Below are 18,208 nucleotides of genomic sequence, written 5' to 3'. Positions count from 1 at the left end.
ACTGGCCCATCCCCGGCGGGGCGGCGCGTCCTACGCTGATCCGTTTCTTGGGAGACGGATATCAAAGGGCGCATATTCTGCCTGGCCATGGTGGCGGGCGCCGGGGCGGTGCAAAGCCTGGCGGTGTTGCCGGGCACGGCGTTGCGCCTGGTTGCGGGCGCGGCCTGCCTGCTGTTGGCGTGGGTGGCCCGCCGTTGGCGCAAGGGCGCCGCGGGCGTGCTGGCGGTTTTGGCGGCGGGGCTGCTGGCCGGGGCGCTCAATGCCATGGTGCGGGCGCAATGGCGCCTGGATGACGCGCTTGCCGACGAACACCAGGACGCGGTGGCGCGACTGGTGCTGCGCGTGGCCGAACTGCCCGACGCCGACGCGCGCGGGGTGCGCTTCACGGCCGAGCAGGCGGGGCCGGGCCTGCCCGGCGTTCCCCGGCGCATCCTGGTCTCGTGGCTGGCGCCGCAGGCGGGCCGGCAGGAAGGGGCGCGGACCGCGCCGCCGGCGCTGCCGCAGGTGGTGCCGGGACAGGTGTGGCGCATGGCGCTGGTGCTGCGCCGGCCGCATGCGCCGCTCAATCCCGAGGCGGCCGATGGCGAGGCGCGGCTCTTCGCGCGCGGCTTGCGGGCCACCGGCACGGTGCGCGGCCAGCCGCGCCTGCTCGATGACCAGCCCTGGGCCTCGGCCGGCGTCGCCATCGAACGGGCCCGTCATCAGGTTCGCGAAGGCATGCGGCGCGCGTTGGGCGGGCACCGCTACGCGCCGGTGCTGATCGCGCTGGCAATCGGCGACCAGGCGGGGGTGTCGCGCGAGGACTGGCGCATTTTCAATCGCAGCGGTATCACTCACCTGGTGTCGATCAGCGGCATGCATGTGACATCGATCGCCGGGCTGGCGGCGTGGCTGGTGGCGGCGGCCTGGCGGCGCGCGCGGTGGCGCGGCTGCGGCCTGGCCGAACGGGTTCCGGCGCGCATCGCCGGCGGCGTCGCGGCGGCGGCGGTGGGCCTGCTGTATTGCCTGTTGGCGGGGTGGGGCGTGCCGTCGCGCCGCACCTTCTTCATGCTGTCGGTGGCGCTGGCGGCCGCGTGGTCGCGCTTGCGGGTATCGGCGGGGCGGGTGCTGGCGTTCGCCGCAGCGGCGGTGACGCTGCTGGATCCCTGGGCGCCGATGGCGGCGGGATTCTGGCTGTCGTTCGGCGCGGTGGCGATTCTGTTGCGCGTTGCGCAGGCGCCGCGCGATGCCGACGCCGGCTGGCGGCAACGCTGCGGCGCGGCCCTGGCGCAGGCCACGCGGCTGCAACTGACCGTGACGCTGGGATTGACGCCGCTGCTCGCCTTCCTGGTACACCAGGTATCGCTGGGATCGCCGCTGGCCAATGCGGTGGCGATTCCGGCGGTGACTTTCCTGGTGACGCCATTGGCCCTGTTGTGCGCGCTGCTGTCGGTGACCCCGGCGATGGCGGGGGCCGCCGCCGTCGCTGGGCAGGCGGGGGCGCGGGTATTCGAGCTGGCAATGACGGTGGTGGCGTGGGTGGGCAACGCCGAGTGGGCCAGCTTCACGGTGGCGGCGGCGCCCTGGCCATGGCTGGCGTGGGCGCTGGCGGGCATGGCGTGGGCGTTGCAGGCGCCGGGCTGGCCCGCCCGGCGCCTGGGATGGCTGTGCATGCTGCCGCTGTTGTGCTGGCGGCCGGAGCGGCCCGCGCCAGGCGAGTGGCGCATGAGCGCATTGGACGTCGGGCAGGGCAGCGCGATCCTGGTCGAGACCGCGACGCAGGCCCTGCTGTTCGATGCCGGCCCGCGCCATTTCGGCGGAGGCGACGCCGGCGAGCGGGTGATCGCGCCGCAATTGCAGGCGCGCGGCATCGGCCGGCTGGACGTGCTGGTGCTGTCGCACGCCGACCTGGACCACGTGGGCGGGACGCGTTCGGTGCTGGCGGCGGTGCCGGTGGCGCGTAGCTATGCGTCGTTCGATGTGGCGGCATGGCTGCGGCGCGACGCGCGCCTGTGGCCCGGGCAGGACGGCGCCGGGGCGGACGGCAGGACGCCGGCGCGGATGTTGCGTTGCGAGCGCGGCGACAGTTGGCAGGCCGATGGCGTGACCTTCACGTTTCTGCATCCCGCGGCGGGCGCGCCGGTCGCCGGTGGCGACCGCAACGCCAACAGCTGCGTGCTGCGAGTCGGGGGCGCCCATCATTCCCTGCTGTTGACGGGCGATATCGGCGTCGCCCAGGAGCGCGAGTTGGCCGCCCTTGGGCTGCCGCCCACCAATATCGTGCTGGCGCCGCACCATGGCTCGGCGTGGTCGTCCGGGCGCGAGCTGGTGGCGGCGGCGCGGGCCGGCCATGCGATTGCGCAGAGCGGCTACCTGAATCGCTTCGGGCATCCGGCGCCGGCGGTGGAGCGGCGCTGGCTCCGCGCCGGCGCGGCGTTCTGGCGCAGCGATCGCGACGGCGCGGTGATGGCCGAATCGCGCGCCGGCGGCCTCGATGTATGGGCCCAGCGGGCGCGCCACCGGCGCTATTGGCACGGACGCTGAGGCGGCGCCGCCCGACTGGGGCGCGCCGGCGCGCGGGCGCCCTGGCGCTCAGGCGCTCAGGCGCCCGTCTCGCTGACGCCGCACCACTGCGCGATGAACAACGCGATGGTCTTGGTGATCAGCCGCAGCGACTCCAGGTGCACGCGTTCGTCGAAGCCATGGATGTCGAGCGATTTCGGGCCGTAGACCAGCGTGGGCATGTCGCCATAGATCACGAACACCCGGGCGTCGAGATAGCCGGGCGTGGTGAAGCTCTGCAGCTCGCTGTTGAAGGCCTGCTGGTGGCACGCGCGCAGGGTGTTCTCGGCGGCGCTGCCTTCCTCCAGCACATAGCCTTCGGCGTAGAAGCCGGTGTAGGTGACCTGAGGCGGCGTGCCGCCCAGGCGCGGGTCGGCGACGGCATCGCGCAGGCAGGCGTCGATCTGGGCGCGGGCCTCGTCGGCGGTGGTGCCAGGATAGATCGCGGCGCGCACGTCGAATTCACACCAGGGCGGCACGGTCGACGGCCAGTCGCCGCCTTCGATCTTGCCGATGTTGAAATTGATCGGATGATCCAGGTGCTCGAAATGGCGGTGGCAGTGATGTTCGGCGTTCCACTTGGCCTCGATGCCACGCAGGGCTTCGATGGCGGCGTAGGCGGCATCGATGGCATTGAAGCCGTTGGCCATTTCGCGGGTGTGGGTGGGATGGCCCTGCACGCGGACCTTGAACCACAGCACGCCCACGTTGGCGCGCACCAGCATGTTCTCCTCGGGTTCCGGGATGATCACGGCATCGGCGCGGTAGCCGCGCAGCAGCGCCGCCAGGGCGCCGTTGCCGGTGCATTCCTCTTCGACCACCGACTGGAAATAGATGGGGGCGCCGGGCGCGTAGCCGGCCGCGCGCACCGCGTCGTAGGCGTACAGGTTGGCAACCAGCCCGGCCTTCATGTCGGCCGCGCCGCGACCGTACATCCAGCCGTCGATGATGGCCGGGTCCCAGGGCGAGCGGCTCCACATGTCGACCGGTCCGGTCGGCACCACGTCGATGTGTCCGTTCAGGATGAGGGAGCGGCCGGTCTGCTGTTCGGGACGATAGGTGCCCACCACGTTGAAGGCGTTTTCGTACGACACGGTCACCGGGCCGAAGCCGGGATGCGACTCGATGTCGCGCACGTCGATCTTCCAGCGGTCCATGGCGAAGCCGCGCGCGCGCATCGCTTCGAACAGGAAGTCCTGCGCCGTGTGTTCCTGTTCGCGCAGCGACGGAAAGCGCACCAGATCCTGGGTGAAGGCGAGCTGGGCGTCGAACCGGGCATCGACGGCCTGCAGGATGCGGCGGGTCTGTTCTTCGGAAAGCGCCGGCGGGGTGGAGGTTTGTTGCGTCATCGTGTTTCCTTGGGGAGGCGGATTCAGGTTCAGGCGGCCGGCGCGTGCGCGGCGCGGGGCGTGTCCAGCGCCAGCCGGCGCTTGTGGCCGGCCAGGGCCCAGATCGACACCAGCGTGATCGCCGACAGGGTCGAGTAGAAGATCGCCAGCGGCAGCCATTGGCCGGGATAGTGGTAGGTCAGCCAGGTGCCGATCAGCGGTGTCATGCCGCCGGCGACCGCGCCGCAGAGCTGGTACGAAAGAGAGATGCCGGAATAGCGCACGTGCGCAGGAAACGCCGCGCTGATGTAGCCGGCCATCGCCGAGTAGATCGCGGCCATGAAGACCAGCACGATGGCGATGCCGCCGACGATGCTGTAGGACGTGCCCTGCGTGACGAGCATGAACATCGGGTAGGGCGCCAGCACCGAACAGACCGCGGCCGTGATGAGCACGCGGGTCGGACCGAGGATGTCGGCCAGCCACGCCGCCAGCGGCTGCACGAAGAACTGGATGATGGCGACCGCGAACAGGCAGTCCAGGATCAGCTTGCGGTCCAGGCCCATCGTCTGCGTGGTGTAGGACAGCATGAAGGTGTTGGTGAAATAGATGCCGCCGATGGCCACGGTGCACACGCCCATGCACAACAGCACGGTGCGCCAGGCGGTGCGCAGCACTTCCTTGGCCGGGACCTCGGCGCGTTCCTGGCGTTCGAGCACCTGGGCGAAGTCGGGCGATTCATTGACGCCGACGCGGATGAAGTAGCCGACCAGCAGCAATACCGCGCTGATCAGGAACGGGACGCGCCAGCCCCAGCTGACGAAATCGGCTTCGTCCAGCGCGGTCAGCAGGCGGAACGCGAGCAGCGACAGGATCAGGCCGGCCGGGCTGCCCAGCTGCGCGAACGAGGCGGCGAAGGTGCGGCGCCGCTGCGAGGCGTGTTCGCCCGCCATCAGCACCGCGCCGCCCCATTCGCCGCCGACCGCCAGGCCTTGCGCCAGGCGCAGCAGCAGCAACAGGGCGGGGGCCCACAAGCCGGCGCTGGCGTAGCTGGGCAGCAGGCCGATGCCGACCGTGGCCAGGCCCATGATGACCAGGGTGGCCATCAGCGCCTTCTTGCGGCCGACACGGTCGCCCAGGTGGCCGAAGATGACGCCGCCCAGCGGACGCGCCAGGAAGCCGGCCGCAAAGGTGCCGAACGAGGCCATGGTGCTGATGAACGGGTCGGCCGTGGGGAAGAAGACCTTGCCGAACACCAGGGCGGCGGCGGTGGCGTAGATGTAGAAGTCATACCACTCGATGGTGGTGCCGACGAAGGCGGCGGTCGCGGCGCGCACGGGCTGGCGCGCCGCCGGAGCATGGGCGGGAGCGGTCATGGGTTTCCTCTTGGGGTGTTGTCGTTGTTCGAAGGCGTGTTTATCGCTCCCGCCTCGATATAACGTCAATTTATGATTTTTAATTTTTCACTTAAGTAAAATTGATGTTTTGATTTAGCACGCCCGCCATCGATGAAGCAGACCCACCCCGATCCCCGCAGCGGCGACCGCCTGGACTGGAACCTGCTGCGCACCTTCCTGGTCATCGTGCAGGAGCGCAGCATCAGCGGCGCGGCCGCCAAGCTGCACCTGACGCAATCGGCCGTCAGCCAGGCGCTCAAGCGGCTCGAGGAGCAGCTGGACCGGCGCCTGGTCGAGCGGCACAACCAGGCGTTCACGGTCACCAACGCCGGCGAGGAGGTGCGCCGCGCGGCCGAGGCCATCTACGGCAACGTGGCGCAGTTGCTGACCGACGTGTCGCAGACCGAGGTGGAGGCGAGCGGCCGCATCCACCTGCTGGTGGCCAGCCGCATCCATTCCCAGGTCTATGACAATTTCTGGGCCGCGTTCCACGCCGCCTATCCGCGCATCGAGGTGCAGTTGGACGTGCTGCCCAGCAGCGAGATCGTCACGCTGATGCAGCAGCGCGTGGGCACGGCGGGCATCGCGCTGTGCCGGCAGATGCCCAAGCGCCTGGAGAACAAGGTGTTCCTGCACCAGCGCTATGCCTTGTTCTGCGGCCGCAATCACGCGCTGTTCGGCCGGCAGGACCTGCGCATCGAGGACCTGATGGGCGAGAACTTCGTGTCTTTCGCCAGCGATGCGCTGGGCGACAGCCTGTCGCCGCTGACGATCTTTCGCGACCAGCGCGGTTTTTCAGGGCGGGTGGTGGCGACGTCGACGCAGCATGACGAGGTCAAGCGTCTGCTCATCGCGGGTTTCGGCATCGGTTGCCTGCCCGAGCACAGCGTGCGGCGCGACCTGGCCGAGGGCCGGCTGTGGCGTCTGCCGCCCGGCGAAGGGGTGTGTTCGGTCGACCTGCACCTGCTGTGGCATCGCGATGCGCCGCGCAGCCCCGCCGAAAAAGCCTTCCTGACGCACTTTCGCGACTATATCGATGGGTTCACCATGGCCGAGCGGCTGGCGTCCGACAACCTGCCGCCGCTTTGACGCGCGCGGCCGGCTGGGGGTATCAGCGCGGCGCGATCCGGATGCCGTCGCGCACCTGCCTGAACATCGTCACGGCGGCCGGCATCGCGCCGCGCTGGGTGGCGCAGGCCATGCGGACGCGGCCCTGCGGCAGCGGCAGCTCGGCGTAGTACTCCAGCGTGTCGGCGTGGCCGGGACCGGCGCCGGGCGCCGCCACGTAGTCGATGCCGGCGCTGCCGGCCAGCGTGTAGTGGTCGTACAGCTCGATGCTCGCGCGTCGCTGGCGCTGGCGGCGTTCGGCGGCCTTGAGCTGGGCCTGCCAGGTCGGCGCGGCGGGCGCCTTGGCGCCCCGGGCCAAGGGCCGGGCGGCCACGAAGCCGACGCGGCACAGGTATTTGGCATCCTGCGCCCGGGGCGGAAAGCCGTCGGGGCTGGAGATCTCGATCAGGGCGTCGAAGCGGCCGCGCGCCGGCGCGGGGCCGACCCGCAAGGGCGACGGCACGGTGACGGTCAGTCCGCTGGCGGCGTCGGAGTAGCGGCGCGGCGCAATGTCGGCGGGCGGCCCGCGGTCGTCCGCGCGATCGCCCGCCGGCTCGTCTTCCTCTTGCTGGAACCGCAGCGGCAGGCTCAGCGCGGTCTTTTCGCCCGTCATGTCGGCGGAAAAGGCGGGCAGCGGCCCGGCGCGTTGCACCATCCCGGTGGCGGCGCGGTCGACCGCCGCGTCGCCGGAGGAGCGATCGACGCTGACATCGGCGATGCTGCCGTCGCGCCGCACGATGATCTTCAGCGACAGGCTGATCGGGCCGCTCAGGCGCCGGGCTTCCGGCGGAAACTTGAAGCTGCTGATCATGCGCCGCTGCACGGCCTGAGTCCACTCGGCCTGATTGGCGGGGGCGGCCGCGAACACCGGCGGCGCGGCGCAGGCCAGGGTGAGGGCCAGGCTACAGGCAAGCACGCGCCAACGCATACGCAGGTCTCCGGTCAAGGGGGGGCGGCGCCGGCGTGGCCGGCAAGAATTTGAAAGCGAGCATACCCGAGTGGCGCGCGTGGCGTGGGCCGGGCTGGCGCGCATCCGCCTGGCCTACGCAAACGCGGCCCGCACCGCATCGAACGCGGCCATCACCAGCGGCTCCTCGCGCCGCGCCGCGAGCGTGATGAAGGCCAGTTCGGCCTGGATCGACAGGTCCGGCGCCAGCGCCAGGCCGTGGGCCTGCGATTCGCGCAGCGCGATCGAGTCGCGCGCCAGGGTCAGCCCGACGCCGGAACGCACCAGGTCCAGCATCGAGGCCTCCTGGTCGACCTCGGCAACGGTGTTGGGCGTGACGCCCAGTTCGGCGAATTTCGCGGCGAGCAGGCGATGGTGGACCGAGTCGGGCGGCGTCCATATCCAGGGCAGCGCGGCGATGTCGCGCCAGTCGCGCCCGGCCAGTTGCGGCCCCCAGCCCTTGGGCGCCACCACGTAGTAGGAAAAGCCTGCCAGCGGCAGGGCGTGCAGCGCCGGCTGGCCACGGGCCGCGTCGCGCGGGCCGAGGAAGAAGCCGACGTCCAGTTCGCCCGCGCGCACCTGGCGGCCGACCGAGCCGGACATGCCGTGGCGCAGGGTGGGGCGGATCTTGGGATAGTGCTGCACCAGGTATTGCAGCGTGGCGCCCAGCCGCAGGAATTCCGGATCCAGGATGGTGCCCAGGCGCAGCTCGCCCTGCACCGTGGTGCGCAGCGCGCCGATGGCGCGCTCGAAGTCCTCGAGCGCGTCCAGCACGCGCTGGGCCGAGGGCAGCAGGGCGCGTCCATCGGCGTTGGGCGCCAGGCCCTGGGCGGTGCGGGTGAACAGCGGCAGGTCCAGGGCTTCCTGGAAGCTCTTGAGTTGCAGGCTGAGCGCCGGCTGCGTCAGGTGCAGGTGTTCGGCCGCGCGCGTCAGGTTGCCGACGCGCGCCACGGCGGCGAAGGTGCGGATGTGCTTGAGGTCCATGGTTCCGGTCCCGGCAGGGCGATACCCATTATTAAAGAGCCTTATAAAGCGCTTTTCAACAATTCATTGGACAGGGGCGGCCGGCTGCGCGACAGTGGCACAGCCCCTTGAGACTCAAAAGAAGAAGCGCAATGGAGACATACGACTACATCATCGTGGGCGCGGGGTCGGCCGGCTGCGTGCTGGCCAACCGCCTGAGCCGCGACCCGGCGGTGCGCGTGCTGCTGCTGGAGGCGGGCGGACGCGACAACTACCACTGGATCCACATTCCGGTCGGCTACCTGTATTGCATCGGCAATCCCCGCACCGACTGGATGTACCGCACCGGCGCCGAGCCGGGGCTGGGCGGGCGGTCGCTGATCTATCCGCGCGGCCGGGTGCTGGGCGGCTGCTCGTCGATCAACGGCATGATCTACATGCGCGGGCAGCGCCAGGACTACGACCAATGGGCCGAGATCGCCGGCGATCCGTCCTGGCGCTGGGACCAGGTGCTGCCGGTGTTCAAGCGCAGCGAAGACCATTATCGCGGGGCCGATGAATTCCATGGCGCCGGCGGCGAATGGCGGGTCGAGGCGCAGCGGCTGCGCTGGGACATCCTCGACGCCTTCGCCAGCGCGGCGGAACAGGAAGGCATTCCGCGCGTGGCGGACTTCAACCGGGGCGACAACTTCGGCGTCGGCTATTTCGACGTGAACCAGCGCCGAGGCTGGCGCTGGAACACCGCCAAGGCGTTCCTGCGGCCGGTGCGCGAGCGGCCCAATCTGCAGGTGATGACGGGCGCGCATGCCGAGCGCCTGCTGTTCGAAGGCACGCGCTGCGTCGGCGTGCAGGTGCGCCGCGACGGACAGTCCGCCAGCGTGCGCGCGGCGCGCGAGGTGGTGCTGGCGGCGGGCGCCGTCAATACGCCGCAACTGCTGGAACTGTCGGGAATCGGCGAGCCGGCGCGCCTGCGCGAAAGCGGCATTGCGCTGCGCCACGCCTTGCCCGGCGTGGGCGAGAACCTGCAGGACCATTTGCAGCTGCGCGTCATCCTGAAAGTGCGCGGGGTCAAGACGCTGAACCGCGTCGCCTCGACCTGGTGGGGCAAGGCCGGCATCGGGCTGGAATACCTGCTGAACCGCAGCGGGCCGATGAGCATGGCGCCGTCGCAACTGGGGGCGTTCGCCAAGTCCGACCCGGGCCAGGCGCGCGCCAACCTGGAGTTCCATGTGCAGCCCTTGTCGCTGGGCGCGTTCGGCGAGCCGCTGCATGGTTTCGATGCGTTCACGGCCAGCGTCTGCAACCTGCGGCCGGTGTCGCGCGGCAGCGTGCACGCGCAGGGCGCGGACGGTTCGCTGCCGCCCGCGATCACGCCGAACTACCTGAAGGAAGAACAGGACCTGAAGGTGGCGGCCGACGCTATCCGCCTGGTGCGGCGCATCAGCGCGGCGCCGGCCTTGCAGCGTTACCAGCCCGAGGAATGGCTGCCGGGCCCGGCCTACCAGAGCGAGGCCGAGCTGCGCGAGGCGGCGGGCAAGATCGGCACCACCATCTTCCATCCGGTCGGCACCTGCGCCATGGGCCGCCGCGCCGACGACGGCGCGGTGGTGGATGCGCGCCTGCGCGTGCATGGTCTGCAAGGCCTGCGCGTAGCCGACGCGTCGATCATGCCGACGATCACCTCGGGCAACACCAATTCGCCCACCATCATGATCGCGGAGCGGGCGGCGCAGATGATCCTGGAGGATGCGGTGCGCGTCGGCGCCGAGGCGCGGGCGGCCGAGCTGGTCGAGTGACGCGGAGCGGGACGCGTCCGTGGCGATCCGGGCGTGGCGCGTTGGAGGGGGGGCGGCCAGGCCCGGCATTTCACGCCTGGCGCCCGGGCGGCGCCTTCCAGAGGGGTGCCCCCCGGGAAGGCGCTTTCCGAGTCCGCTTCAGCGCAGAGAGCGGTACATTTCCTGGCGCTGCGGATGCGTCAGGATCACCTGCCACAGCTGCCCTTCGCGCGAGCGGAAGAAGCCCGCGCAACACATCAGGTAGTACTGCCACATGCGGTAGAAGCGCGTGCCGTAGCGTTCCTGCAATTGCGGCCAGGCGCGCTGGAAGTTGTCCCACCAGGCCATCAGCGTGCGATCGTAGTCGGCGCCGAAGTTATGCCAGTCCTCGATGATGAAGCGGCCTTCGACCGCGGTGCTGATCTCGCGCGCCGAGGGCAGCTTGCCGTTGGGGAAGACGTAGCGGTCGATCCAGGGATCGGTGCTCTGGCTGGTCGAGGCGATGCCGATGGTGTGCAGCAGGAAGATGCCGCCGGGCGCCATCAGCCGTTGCACATTGGTGAAGTAGGTGTCGTAGTTCTTGGGGCCGACGTGCTCGAACATGCCGACCGACACCACCTTGTCGAAGCTGCCCTGCAGGTCGCGGTAGTCCTGCAGCAGCAGTTCCACCGGCAGGCCGCGCACGCGCTCCTGCGCCAGCGCCAACTGTTCCTTGGACACGGTGACGCCGGTGACCTTGACGCCATAGCGCTCGGCCGCGAATTTGGCCAGCCCGCCCCAGCCGCAGCCGATGTCCAGCAGCGTCTCGCCGGGCTTGAGCTGCAGCTTGCGGCAGATCATGTCGAGCTTGGCTTCCTGCGCGGCTTCCAGCGTGTCGGCCTGTTCCCAGAAGGCGCAGGAATAGATCATGCGGCTGTCGAGCATGGCTTCGAACACGTCGTTGCCGGCGTCGTAGTGCTGTTCGCCGACCTCGAAGGCGCGGCTGCGCGATTGCAGGTTGAACAGCTTGTGGCGCAGGTGTTCGGCGATCAGCTTGACGCGCGCCAGGCCCAGCGCGGCCGAGCCCATGTCGGCGCGCAGCAGGCGGGTGAACAGTTCGTCGAGCTGCTCGCAGTCCCATTCGCCGTCCATGTAGGATTCGCCCAGCCCCAGCGACCAGCTGGCGAAGACGCGCTCGTACATGTGTTTGTCATGAACCTGGATGTCCCAGGGGCGCGAGCCGTTGATCTGCACGTCGGCCCGGCCCAGCAGGTCCTGCAGGACCTTGGGCGGTTCGGGCGGCGGGGCGGCCTCCGGGCGGGAGGGGGTTAGCTGAGTAGTCGGACTGCTTTGGTGCATAGTGGCTCCATATCAATTCTGGACTGACTGATCTGGCAATGCTCGAAGCGCATAACTCTCGCCCGGACCGGCGGATGGAATCCAATTTAATGATTGAATCGGCTCGATAGGCAATCGTAATTTCAGCGGGATGTCAGCGCCGTGACACCGCGGTCGCCGAACCGGGACCCGCCAATCTTAACCAACGTATGCTGCTGCGCAAGGCCCAGGCGCATCCTGCCACCAACAGGGGCGGCCCAATGACAAGACCATGGAGGCAATGGTGTCGTTGGCCCGCGCCATGCAATGCAGGCGTGGGCGCCGGGCGAACGCCGCTACACTGGTCGCCTGCACCGGTGTTCGCCACGGTGGCGTTGCCCGCCTGCGTGGCGGCGGCATCCGCAATGGCTGCATTCGTGCCTGTCGTCGGCGGATCGTGATCCGCCGTGTCGCGTCCGTTTCAAGGAGAGTCCCATGGCTGCGCGCATACATCTGTTCGGCGCCTCCGGCTGTGGCGCCACCACGCTGGGCGCCGCGCTCGGCCAGCGCCTGGGCGTGCCCCATCTCGAAGCCGATGACTATTATTGGCTGCCGACCGATCCGCCCTTCACGGACAAGTATCCGAAGGAGGAACGTTGGCGCCGCATCCGCGAACGGCTGCAAGGGCACGACGATTGGGTGCTCAGCGGCGGTTCGGTCTACAACTGGGGCGAGGGCCTGATTCCCGAGTTCACGTTGGCGGTGTTTCTGCGCCTGCCGGCGGCCGAGCGGATGGCGCGGCTGCAACGGCGCGAGGCCGAGCGCTACGGCGCGGCGCTGGCAACTGACCCCGCGATCGGCGACAAGAGCCGGCGTTTCCTGGAATGGGCGGCCGGCTACGACACCGGCGCCGAGGGCACCCGCACCCCCGAGCGGCACCGCGAATGGATCCGCCAGCTGCACTGTCCGGTATTGACGCTGGACACGCGCGCCAGCGTCGACGACCTGGCCGACCAGGTGCTGGCCGCGCTGCGCTTCCGATAAGATACCGGCCATGCGCGGCGCCGCCGTCGCGGCGCGCGTTGGTCTTTTGGAGCACAACGATGCTGGATGCGAGCCTGGAACCCCGATTGGAATTCGTCACCTGCGCCAGCCCGGCGGGCCTGCACCGCATGGCGTACTGGGAATGGGGCGATCCGGCCAACGACCAGGTGCTGGTCTGCGTCCACGGCCTGACGCGCAGCGGCCGCGACTTCGACACGCTGGCGCGGCGCCTGGCCGGCCAGTACCGCGTGGTATGCCCGGACGTGGTCGGCCGCGGCCGATCCGACTGGCTGGCCAATCCGGCTTTCTACACCGTGCCGCAATACGTGTCCGACATGGTGACGCTGGTGGCGCGGCTGCGGCCGGCCACGCTGGCCTGGGTCGGCACCTCGATGGGCGGGCTGATCGGCCTGGGGCTGGCCGGCGCCGCCGCTTTTGCGCGGGCGATGCTGCCGCTGCGCCCGCACGCAGGCATGTTGCCGCCGCAGGACGGCATCCGCCTGTCGCGGCTGGTGCTCAACGATGTCGGCCCGCGGCTGGAAACCAGCGCGCTGGCGCGTATCGGACAGTACGTGGGCGAACCCGGCGCGTTCGCGTCGTTCCCCGAGGCGGTGGCGGCCATGCGCGCCAATTCCGAGACCTTCGGCCCGCACACGGATGCGCAGTGGGATCACCTGGCGCGTTTCGTCTACCCCGAGCAGGGCGGACAATGGGTCAAGCACTACGACCTGGCGCTGGCGCAGCCGATGGCGCTGCAGACCGGCGATGAACTGGCCGCCGGCGAGCAGATCCTGTGGCGCTCGTACGATGCGGTCGACTGCCCGATCCTGATCGTGCGCGGCGAGCATTCCGACCTGCTGACCCGCGCCACCGTCGACGAAATGCGCCAGCGCAATCCGCGCGCGCGGGTCTACGAGGTGCGCGGCGTCGGCCACGCGCCGACGCTGATGGCCGACGACCAGGTGGCGGCGGTGGCGGACTTCCTGCTCACCTGACCACCGCAAGCGGCGCCTGCGCGCCGCGCGCCGAGCGCAACGCGGGCCGCCCCGGGGATGGTCCGCCAGTCGCCTTGCGGTCGGCATCCGTTGATTCATCCGTTCATATTGGGGACGCCGCCGCCCGCGCCGCTACCCAGGGGGGCGGGGCTTCTCTACAATAGGTTCCATGAATACGCCCGTGCTCAACATCGATCTGCATTGCCATTCCACCGTGTCCGATGGCGCCCTGGCGCCGCGCGACGTGGCGCAGCGCGCGCACGCCAACGGCGTCGATGTCTGGGCCCTGACCGACCACGACGAGGTCGGCGGCCTGGCCGAGGCCGCGGCCATGGCCGGCGAGCTGGGCATGCGCTTTGCCACCGGCGTCGAGATTTCGGTGACCTGGGCCGGCCTGACCGTGCACATCGTCGGCCTGCGTTTCGATCCCTCCAATGCCGCGCTGATCGAAGGCCTGCGCAAGACGCGCTCGGGCCGCGCCGAGCGCGCCCGCCGCATCGGCGAGCGCCTGGCCGAAATGGGCATGCCCGGCGCCTACGAAGGCGCGCTGCCGTTCGCCGGCAATCCCGAACTGATCAGCCGCACGCACTTCGCGCGCTACCTGGTCGAAGCCGGCTACTGCCCCGACGTGCAGACCGTCTTCACCAAGCACCTGGGCGATGACCGCCCGGGCCACGTGCCGATGCAATGGGCCACCCTGGCCGAGGCGGTGGGCTGGATCCGTGGCGCCGGCGGCATCGCCGTCATCGCGCATCCGGGGCGCTACAAGTACACGCCGCTGCAGTTCGCCGCGCTGTTCGACGAATTCCTGCAGTTGGGCGGCGTGGGCATCGAAGTCACAACGGGCAGCCACACCGTGGAAGAGGCGCGCCAGTATGCCGAGGTGGCGCGCCGCTATGGTTTCCTGGCCTCGCGCGGTTCCGACTTCCACAGCGCCAAGGAAAGCCGCATGGACCTGGGCCGGCTGCCGCCGCTGCCCTCCGACCTGAAGCCGGTCTGGCACGACTGGTTCTAGCGCGGGCGGCGCGCCGCCGCCCGGCTCCTGGCATGGCGCGTCCATGCCGTCTTTGAACTGATTTGATCGCGCGCCGAGCGCGCTGCCCGCCATGAACAAAGCATTTGTCAAAGAATCCGACAACGAGGACGACGATGACCTGCCGCAGGCCCAGGCCTTGCCGGCCGGCACCAAGAACTACATGACGCCCGAAGGCTACGAGCGCTTGCGCGGCGAGCTGACGCACCTGATGAACGTGGAGCGCCCGGCGGTGGTGCAGGTGGTGTCGTGGGCCGCGTCCAACGGCGACCGTTCCGAGAACGGCGACTATCTCTACGGCAAGAAGCGCCTGCGCGAGATCGATCGCCGCATGCGTTTCCTGACCAAGCGCCTGGACATCGCCGAGGTGGTCGACCCGGCCGCCCAGCCGAACCGCGACCAGGTCTTCTTCGGCGCCACGGTGCTGTATTCCGACAAGGCCGGCGAGGAGCACACCGTCACCATCGTCGGCGTGGACGAGGCCGAGCCGCTGGCCGGCAAGATCAGCTGGATCTCGCCGGTGGCGCGGGCGCTGATCAAGGCGCGGGAGGGCGACACGGTGGTGCTGCGCACGCCGGGCGGGATCGAGGAGCTGGACATTCTGGAAGTGCGCTACCCGGAGTAGGACGGCGCCACGGGGCGTTGCGGCGCCGCCGCCGAAACGGACCCTCCAAAAGGTGACGGGCGCCGGCTTGTGGCCGGCGCCCGTCTTTTGGTGGGCGGGATCTGACGTCCCTGCCTCGGTTGGCGGCTCGCGCCGCCGTTCCCCTGGGGCTTGCTGCTTGTTCGGTGTCGTGTCCTGGCCGGATTATTTCTTGCGCGCGGCGACCGACTTCTCGGCCAGATTGACCAGGTCCTCGCCAATCTGCTTCTTCCACTTGTCGTAGACGGGCTGGGTGACCTTGGCGAAGGCGTCGTGCTCGGCCTGGCTGAGCGAGGTCACGGTGACGCCATGGCCCTCGATCTCCTTGAGCAAGGACGGATCTTCCGGCGTGACGCCCTTGCGCGCGATCACGATCTGCTGCTTGCCGGCGTCCAGCGCGGCCTGGCGCACGATGTCGCGGTCCTTTTCCGACCACGAATTCCACACTTCGCGGTTGACCACGAAGATCAGCGGATCGGCCACGTAGTTCCACAGCGTCAGGTATTTCTGGCCGACGGTGTAGAGCTTGGAGCCGGTGTAGATCGACAGCGGGTTCTCCTGGCCGTCGACCGCGCCGCTGGCCAGCGCCGGCTGGGCGTCGGCCCAGCTCATCTGGGTCGGGTTGGCGCCCAGCGCGGTGAACGTGTCGATGTAGAGCGGCGAGCCGACCACGCGCAGCTTCATGCCCTTCATGTCCTCGGGCCGCTTGATCTCGCGCTTGGAGTTGCTGAGCTGGCGGTAGCCGTTCTCGCCCCAGGCCAGCGGCACCACGCCGGCCTTCTCGATCAGCTTGAACATTTCCTTGCCCACGTCGCCCTGCACCAGCGCGTCGATGGCGGCGTAGTCGGGCATCAGGAAGGGCAGGGAGAACAGGTTGAGCTGCTTGACCTGCGGCGACCAGTTGATGGTCGAGCCGACGGCCATGTCGATCACGCCCTGGCGGATGGCGGTGAATTCACGGGTCTGGTCGCCTTGCACCAGCGAGGTGCCGGGGTAGACCTTGATGTTGATGCGGCCCTGGGTGCGCTCGCGCACCAGGTTCGACCAGATCTCGGCGCCCTGGCCCCACGGGAAGGTGGTGCCGACGACGATGGAGAGCTTGTACTCGGGCTTGTAGTTCTGCGCCTGCGCGGCCGCGGGAATGGCGGCGACGGCGGCGGCGCACAGCGTGGCGCCGATCAGCTTGCGGAAATTCATGTTGCGTCTCCTCTCTTTGCGGGTCTGTCTGTTGTTGTCATGAATGCATGCCGGGCGGTGGCGTCCAGATCCCCGTCCGGTTCCCTCAATATCCCAGCTTGTGCGGCAGCCACAGCGCCAGCTGCGGGAACACCAGCACCGCCACCAGCACCAGGAACATCGCGCCGAGCAGCCACACCACCCAGCGCACCGTCGATTCCATCGGCACGCGCGCGATGCGGCACGACACCATCAGGTTGACCGCCAGCGGCGGGGTGAACTGGCCCAGCGCCACCTTCAGCGTCAGGATCACGCCGAACCACACCGGGTCCCAGTTGTAGGCCTTGGCGATCGGCATCAGCAGCGGCACGAAGATCAGGAAGATGGAGATGCCGTCCAGGAACATGCCGACGGTCATCAGCAGCAGGATCAGCAGCGCCAGCACGCCCCATTCGCCCAGCCCGGAATTGACGATGGCGTGGGTGATCGGGTCGATCACGCTGAGCGTGGACAGGGCCCAGGCGAAGATGCCGGCCAGCGTCACCACCAGCATGATCACGGCCGACAGCTCGGCCGCCTCGCGCAGGATCACGTACAGGTCGCGCAGCTTGATGGTGCGGTGGATGCACATGCCCACGAACAGGCCGTAGAACACCGCCACCACGGCCGCCTCGGTGGGCGTGAACCAGCCCATGCGCATGCCGCCCAGGATCAGCACCGGCGCGGCCAGGCCCCACGAGGCCTCGCGCAGGCTGCGCCAGAACGGCGGGCGCGGCAGGTGCGCTTCCAGCATGCCCATCTTGTGCTTGCGCGACAGCCACACGGCCGGCACGATCAGCGCCAGGCCGGCCAGGATGCCCGGCACCATGCCGGCGGCGAACAGCGCCGGCACCGAGGCCTCGGGCACCAGCACCGAATAGATGATGAAGGCCACCGACGGCGGAATCAGGATGTCGGTGGCCGCGCCCGCCGCCACCACCGAGGCCGAGAACGCGCCCGGATAGCCGGCGCGCGACATGGCCGCGATCATCACCGCGCCCACCGCGGCGGCGCAGGCCGGGCCGGAGCCCGAGATGCCGCCCAGGAACATGGCCACGGCGATCGACACCAGCGGCAGCATGCCGGGGCCGCGGCCGACGATGGCGATGGCGAAATCCACCAGCCGCTTGGCCACGCCGGAGCGGTCGAAGATGGAGCCGACCAGCACGAACATCGGAATCGCCAGCAGCGGGTACTTGGCCAGCCCGGCGTAGAAATTCTGCGGCACGGTCAGCAGGCCATACCAGGGCGTGTCCAGGTTGGACAGCACGATGGCCACGGTGCCGCCGATGCCCAGCGCCACGCCGACCGGCACGCCGATCAGCATCAGCGCGATGAAGACGGCGAACAGGATGCCGGCGATCATGCCTGGCCCCCGTCGGCCTTGGGCAGCGGCGCCCGCCACAGCCGCCGCAGCGTGCCCAGCGTGCGCAGCGAGATGGCGGCGGCCATCACCGGCAGCCAGATCGAATACCACCAGGTCGGCACGCCGATGGCGGGCGAGGTTTCCTCATAGACGAATTCGTCGGACACCAGCTTGATCGACAGCACCGTCAGCAGCACGAAGAACGCCAGCACGCAGAAGTTGGCGATCAGCGCCATGATGCGCTGGCGCCGCGGCGAGCCGTTGTCGGCCAGGATCTCGATGCGGATGTGGTGGTTGCGCACGAAGGCCACGCTGCCGCCGGCCATGGTCAGCACGATCAGCAGGAACACCGAGATTTCCTCGGTCCAGGCGAACGACTGGTCGGTGAAGTAGCGCACCAGCACGTTCAGGAAGGTAATGATGGCCAGCGCCGCCAGCAGGATCACGGCCAGCCAGTCCTCGATGGCCAGCGGCACTTTCACGGCGGGGTCTGCTTCGGCGGGGATGATCGGTTCGACAGGCTCGGCGGGGGCTTCGGGGCGTGACATGTGAGGCAACG

Annotated in this window: 15 protein-coding genes; 7 read left to right on the top strand and 8 right to left on the bottom strand. The window is 69.5% G+C overall.

The window, feature by feature from the left end; translation table 11 throughout:
* Positions 1-87 precede the first annotated feature (87 nt).
* Positions 88-2,523: a DNA internalization-related competence protein ComEC/Rec2 gene (locus AT699_RS18005; protein ID WP_024069375.1), complete on the top strand. Its 2,436-nt coding sequence runs from the start codon at positions 88-90 to the stop codon at positions 2,521-2,523.
* A gap of 56 nt (positions 2,524-2,579) precedes the next feature.
* On the opposite strand, the gene AT699_RS18000 is transcribed toward AT699_RS18005, so the two are convergent.
* Together AT699_RS18000 and AT699_RS17995 are read right to left on the bottom strand one after the other, a co-directional pair.
* A complete protein-coding gene (locus tag AT699_RS18000; protein ID WP_024069374.1) occupies positions 2,580-3,890 on the bottom strand; it encodes an ArgE/DapE family deacylase in 1,311 nt (436 codons plus the stop codon).
* A 29-nt stretch (positions 3,891-3,919) separates the two neighbouring features.
* The gene (locus tag AT699_RS17995) at positions 3,920-5,245 is read right to left on the bottom strand and encodes an MFS transporter (RefSeq protein WP_024069373.1); all 1,326 of its coding nucleotides are present in this window, start codon (positions 5,243-5,245) and stop codon (positions 3,920-3,922) included.
* Positions 5,246-5,377: 132 nt separating this feature from the next.
* Here AT699_RS17995 and AT699_RS17990 point away from each other — a divergent pair, with 132 nt between their 5' ends.
* Positions 5,378-6,355 (top strand): LysR family transcriptional regulator, encoded by a 978-nt coding sequence (locus AT699_RS17990; RefSeq protein ID WP_024069372.1) that lies wholly within the window; start codon positions 5,378-5,380, stop codon positions 6,353-6,355.
* 22 nt (positions 6,356-6,377) lie between these two features.
* Here AT699_RS17990 and AT699_RS17985 read toward each other — a convergent pair whose 3' ends face one another.
* Together AT699_RS17985 and AT699_RS17980 are read right to left on the bottom strand one after the other, a co-directional pair.
* A complete protein-coding gene (locus AT699_RS17985; RefSeq protein ID WP_024069371.1) occupies positions 6,378-7,301 on the bottom strand; it encodes a TonB family protein in 924 nt (307 codons plus the stop codon).
* A gap of 114 nt (positions 7,302-7,415) precedes the next feature.
* Entirely contained in the window at positions 7,416-8,303 is an 888-nt protein-coding gene (locus AT699_RS17980) for a LysR family transcriptional regulator (RefSeq protein WP_020928260.1), read from the bottom strand.
* Positions 8,304-8,434: 131 nt separating this feature from the next.
* Between AT699_RS17980 and AT699_RS17975 the strand changes: the two genes are divergently transcribed.
* Positions 8,435-10,078 carry a GMC family oxidoreductase gene (locus tag AT699_RS17975; protein WP_024069370.1) on the top strand — a complete coding sequence of 548 codons (1,644 nt, stop codon included), beginning with the start codon at positions 8,435-8,437 and terminating at the stop codon, positions 10,076-10,078.
* A gap of 138 nt (positions 10,079-10,216) precedes the next feature.
* On the opposite strand, the gene cfa is transcribed toward AT699_RS17975, so the two are convergent.
* Positions 10,217-11,395 (bottom strand): cyclopropane fatty acyl phospholipid synthase, encoded by a 1,179-nt coding sequence (gene cfa / locus AT699_RS17970; protein ID WP_024069369.1) that lies wholly within the window; start codon positions 11,393-11,395, stop codon positions 10,217-10,219.
* Positions 11,396-11,848: 453 nt separating this feature from the next.
* On the opposite strand from cfa, the gene AT699_RS17965 reads away from it, so the two are divergent.
* From AT699_RS17965 to greB, 4 genes are all read left to right on the top strand, one after another.
* Positions 11,849-12,397, top strand: a complete 549-nt coding sequence (locus AT699_RS17965; protein WP_006385109.1) for a P-loop NTPase family protein — start codon at positions 11,849-11,851, stop codon at positions 12,395-12,397.
* Between the two features lie 59 nt (positions 12,398-12,456).
* The gene (locus tag AT699_RS17960; protein WP_006385110.1) at positions 12,457-13,392 is read left to right on the top strand and encodes an alpha/beta fold hydrolase; all 936 of its coding nucleotides are present in this window, start codon (positions 12,457-12,459) and stop codon (positions 13,390-13,392) included.
* Between the two features lie 169 nt (positions 13,393-13,561).
* The gene (locus AT699_RS17955) at positions 13,562-14,407 is read left to right on the top strand and encodes a 3',5'-nucleoside bisphosphate phosphatase (RefSeq protein WP_035181723.1); all 846 of its coding nucleotides are present in this window, start codon (positions 13,562-13,564) and stop codon (positions 14,405-14,407) included.
* Positions 14,408-14,498: 91 nt separating this feature from the next.
* On the top strand, positions 14,499-15,050 hold the full coding sequence (gene greB, locus AT699_RS17950) for a transcription elongation factor GreB (RefSeq protein ID WP_024069367.1): 552 nt from the start codon (positions 14,499-14,501) through the stop codon (positions 15,048-15,050).
* 183 nt (positions 15,051-15,233) lie between these two features.
* On the opposite strand, the gene AT699_RS17945 is transcribed toward greB, so the two are convergent.
* From AT699_RS17945 to AT699_RS17935, 3 genes are all read right to left on the bottom strand, one after another.
* A complete protein-coding gene (locus AT699_RS17945) occupies positions 15,234-16,265 on the bottom strand; it encodes a DctP family TRAP transporter solute-binding subunit (RefSeq protein WP_024069366.1) in 1,032 nt (343 codons plus the stop codon).
* A gap of 85 nt (positions 16,266-16,350) precedes the next feature.
* Positions 16,351-17,649, bottom strand: coding sequence for a TRAP transporter large permease (locus AT699_RS17940; protein ID WP_006385115.1), 1,299 nt, complete (start codon positions 17,647-17,649; stop codon positions 16,351-16,353).
* Positions 17,646-18,197, bottom strand: coding sequence for a TRAP transporter small permease (locus tag AT699_RS17935; protein ID WP_006385116.1), 552 nt, complete (start codon positions 18,195-18,197; stop codon positions 17,646-17,648). The genes AT699_RS17940 and AT699_RS17935 overlap by 4 nt, the downstream gene beginning before the upstream one ends.
* Between the last annotated feature and the right edge of the window lie 11 nt (positions 18,198-18,208).

The organism is Achromobacter xylosoxidans (assembly GCF_001457475.1).
In the GTDB taxonomy this organism is placed as follows: Bacteria; Pseudomonadota; Gammaproteobacteria; order Burkholderiales; family Burkholderiaceae_B; genus Achromobacter; species Achromobacter xylosoxidans.
Note: the sequence above shows the minus strand (reverse complement) of the source record. Positions and strands in the feature narration are given on the sequence as shown.

Bases quoted from the DNA above. Each gene is read 5' to 3' on its own strand.
- AT699_RS18005 (WP_024069375.1), top strand. From the start codon at position 88: ATGGTGGCGGGCGCCGGGGCGGTGCAAAGCCTGGCGGTGTTGCCGGGC.
- AT699_RS18000 (WP_024069374.1), bottom strand. From the start codon at position 3,890: ATGACGCAACAAACCTCCACCCCGCCGGCGCTTTCCGAAGAACAGACC.
- AT699_RS17995 (WP_024069373.1), bottom strand. From the start codon at position 5,245: ATGACCGCTCCCGCCCATGCTCCGGCGGCGCGCCAGCCCGTGCGCGCC.
- AT699_RS17990 (WP_024069372.1), top strand. From the start codon at position 5,378: ATGAAGCAGACCCACCCCGATCCCCGCAGCGGCGACCGCCTGGACTGG.
- AT699_RS17985 (WP_024069371.1), bottom strand. From the start codon at position 7,301: ATGCGTTGGCGCGTGCTTGCCTGTAGCCTGGCCCTCACCCTGGCCTGC.
- AT699_RS17980 (WP_020928260.1), bottom strand. From the start codon at position 8,303: ATGGACCTCAAGCACATCCGCACCTTCGCCGCCGTGGCGCGCGTCGGC.
- AT699_RS17975 (WP_024069370.1), top strand. From the start codon at position 8,435: ATGGAGACATACGACTACATCATCGTGGGCGCGGGGTCGGCCGGCTGC.
- cfa (WP_024069369.1), bottom strand. From the start codon at position 11,395: ATGCACCAAAGCAGTCCGACTACTCAGCTAACCCCCTCCCGCCCGGAG.
- AT699_RS17965 (WP_006385109.1), top strand. From the start codon at position 11,849: ATGGCTGCGCGCATACATCTGTTCGGCGCCTCCGGCTGTGGCGCCACC.
- AT699_RS17960 (WP_006385110.1), top strand. From the start codon at position 12,457: ATGCTGGATGCGAGCCTGGAACCCCGATTGGAATTCGTCACCTGCGCC.
- AT699_RS17955 (WP_035181723.1), top strand. From the start codon at position 13,562: ATGAATACGCCCGTGCTCAACATCGATCTGCATTGCCATTCCACCGTG.
- greB (WP_024069367.1), top strand. From the start codon at position 14,499: ATGAACAAAGCATTTGTCAAAGAATCCGACAACGAGGACGACGATGAC.
- AT699_RS17945 (WP_024069366.1), bottom strand. From the start codon at position 16,265: ATGAATTTCCGCAAGCTGATCGGCGCCACGCTGTGCGCCGCCGCCGTC.
- AT699_RS17940 (WP_006385115.1), bottom strand. From the start codon at position 17,649: ATGATCGCCGGCATCCTGTTCGCCGTCTTCATCGCGCTGATGCTGATC.
- AT699_RS17935 (WP_006385116.1), bottom strand. From the start codon at position 18,197: ATGTCACGCCCCGAAGCCCCCGCCGAGCCTGTCGAACCGATCATCCCC.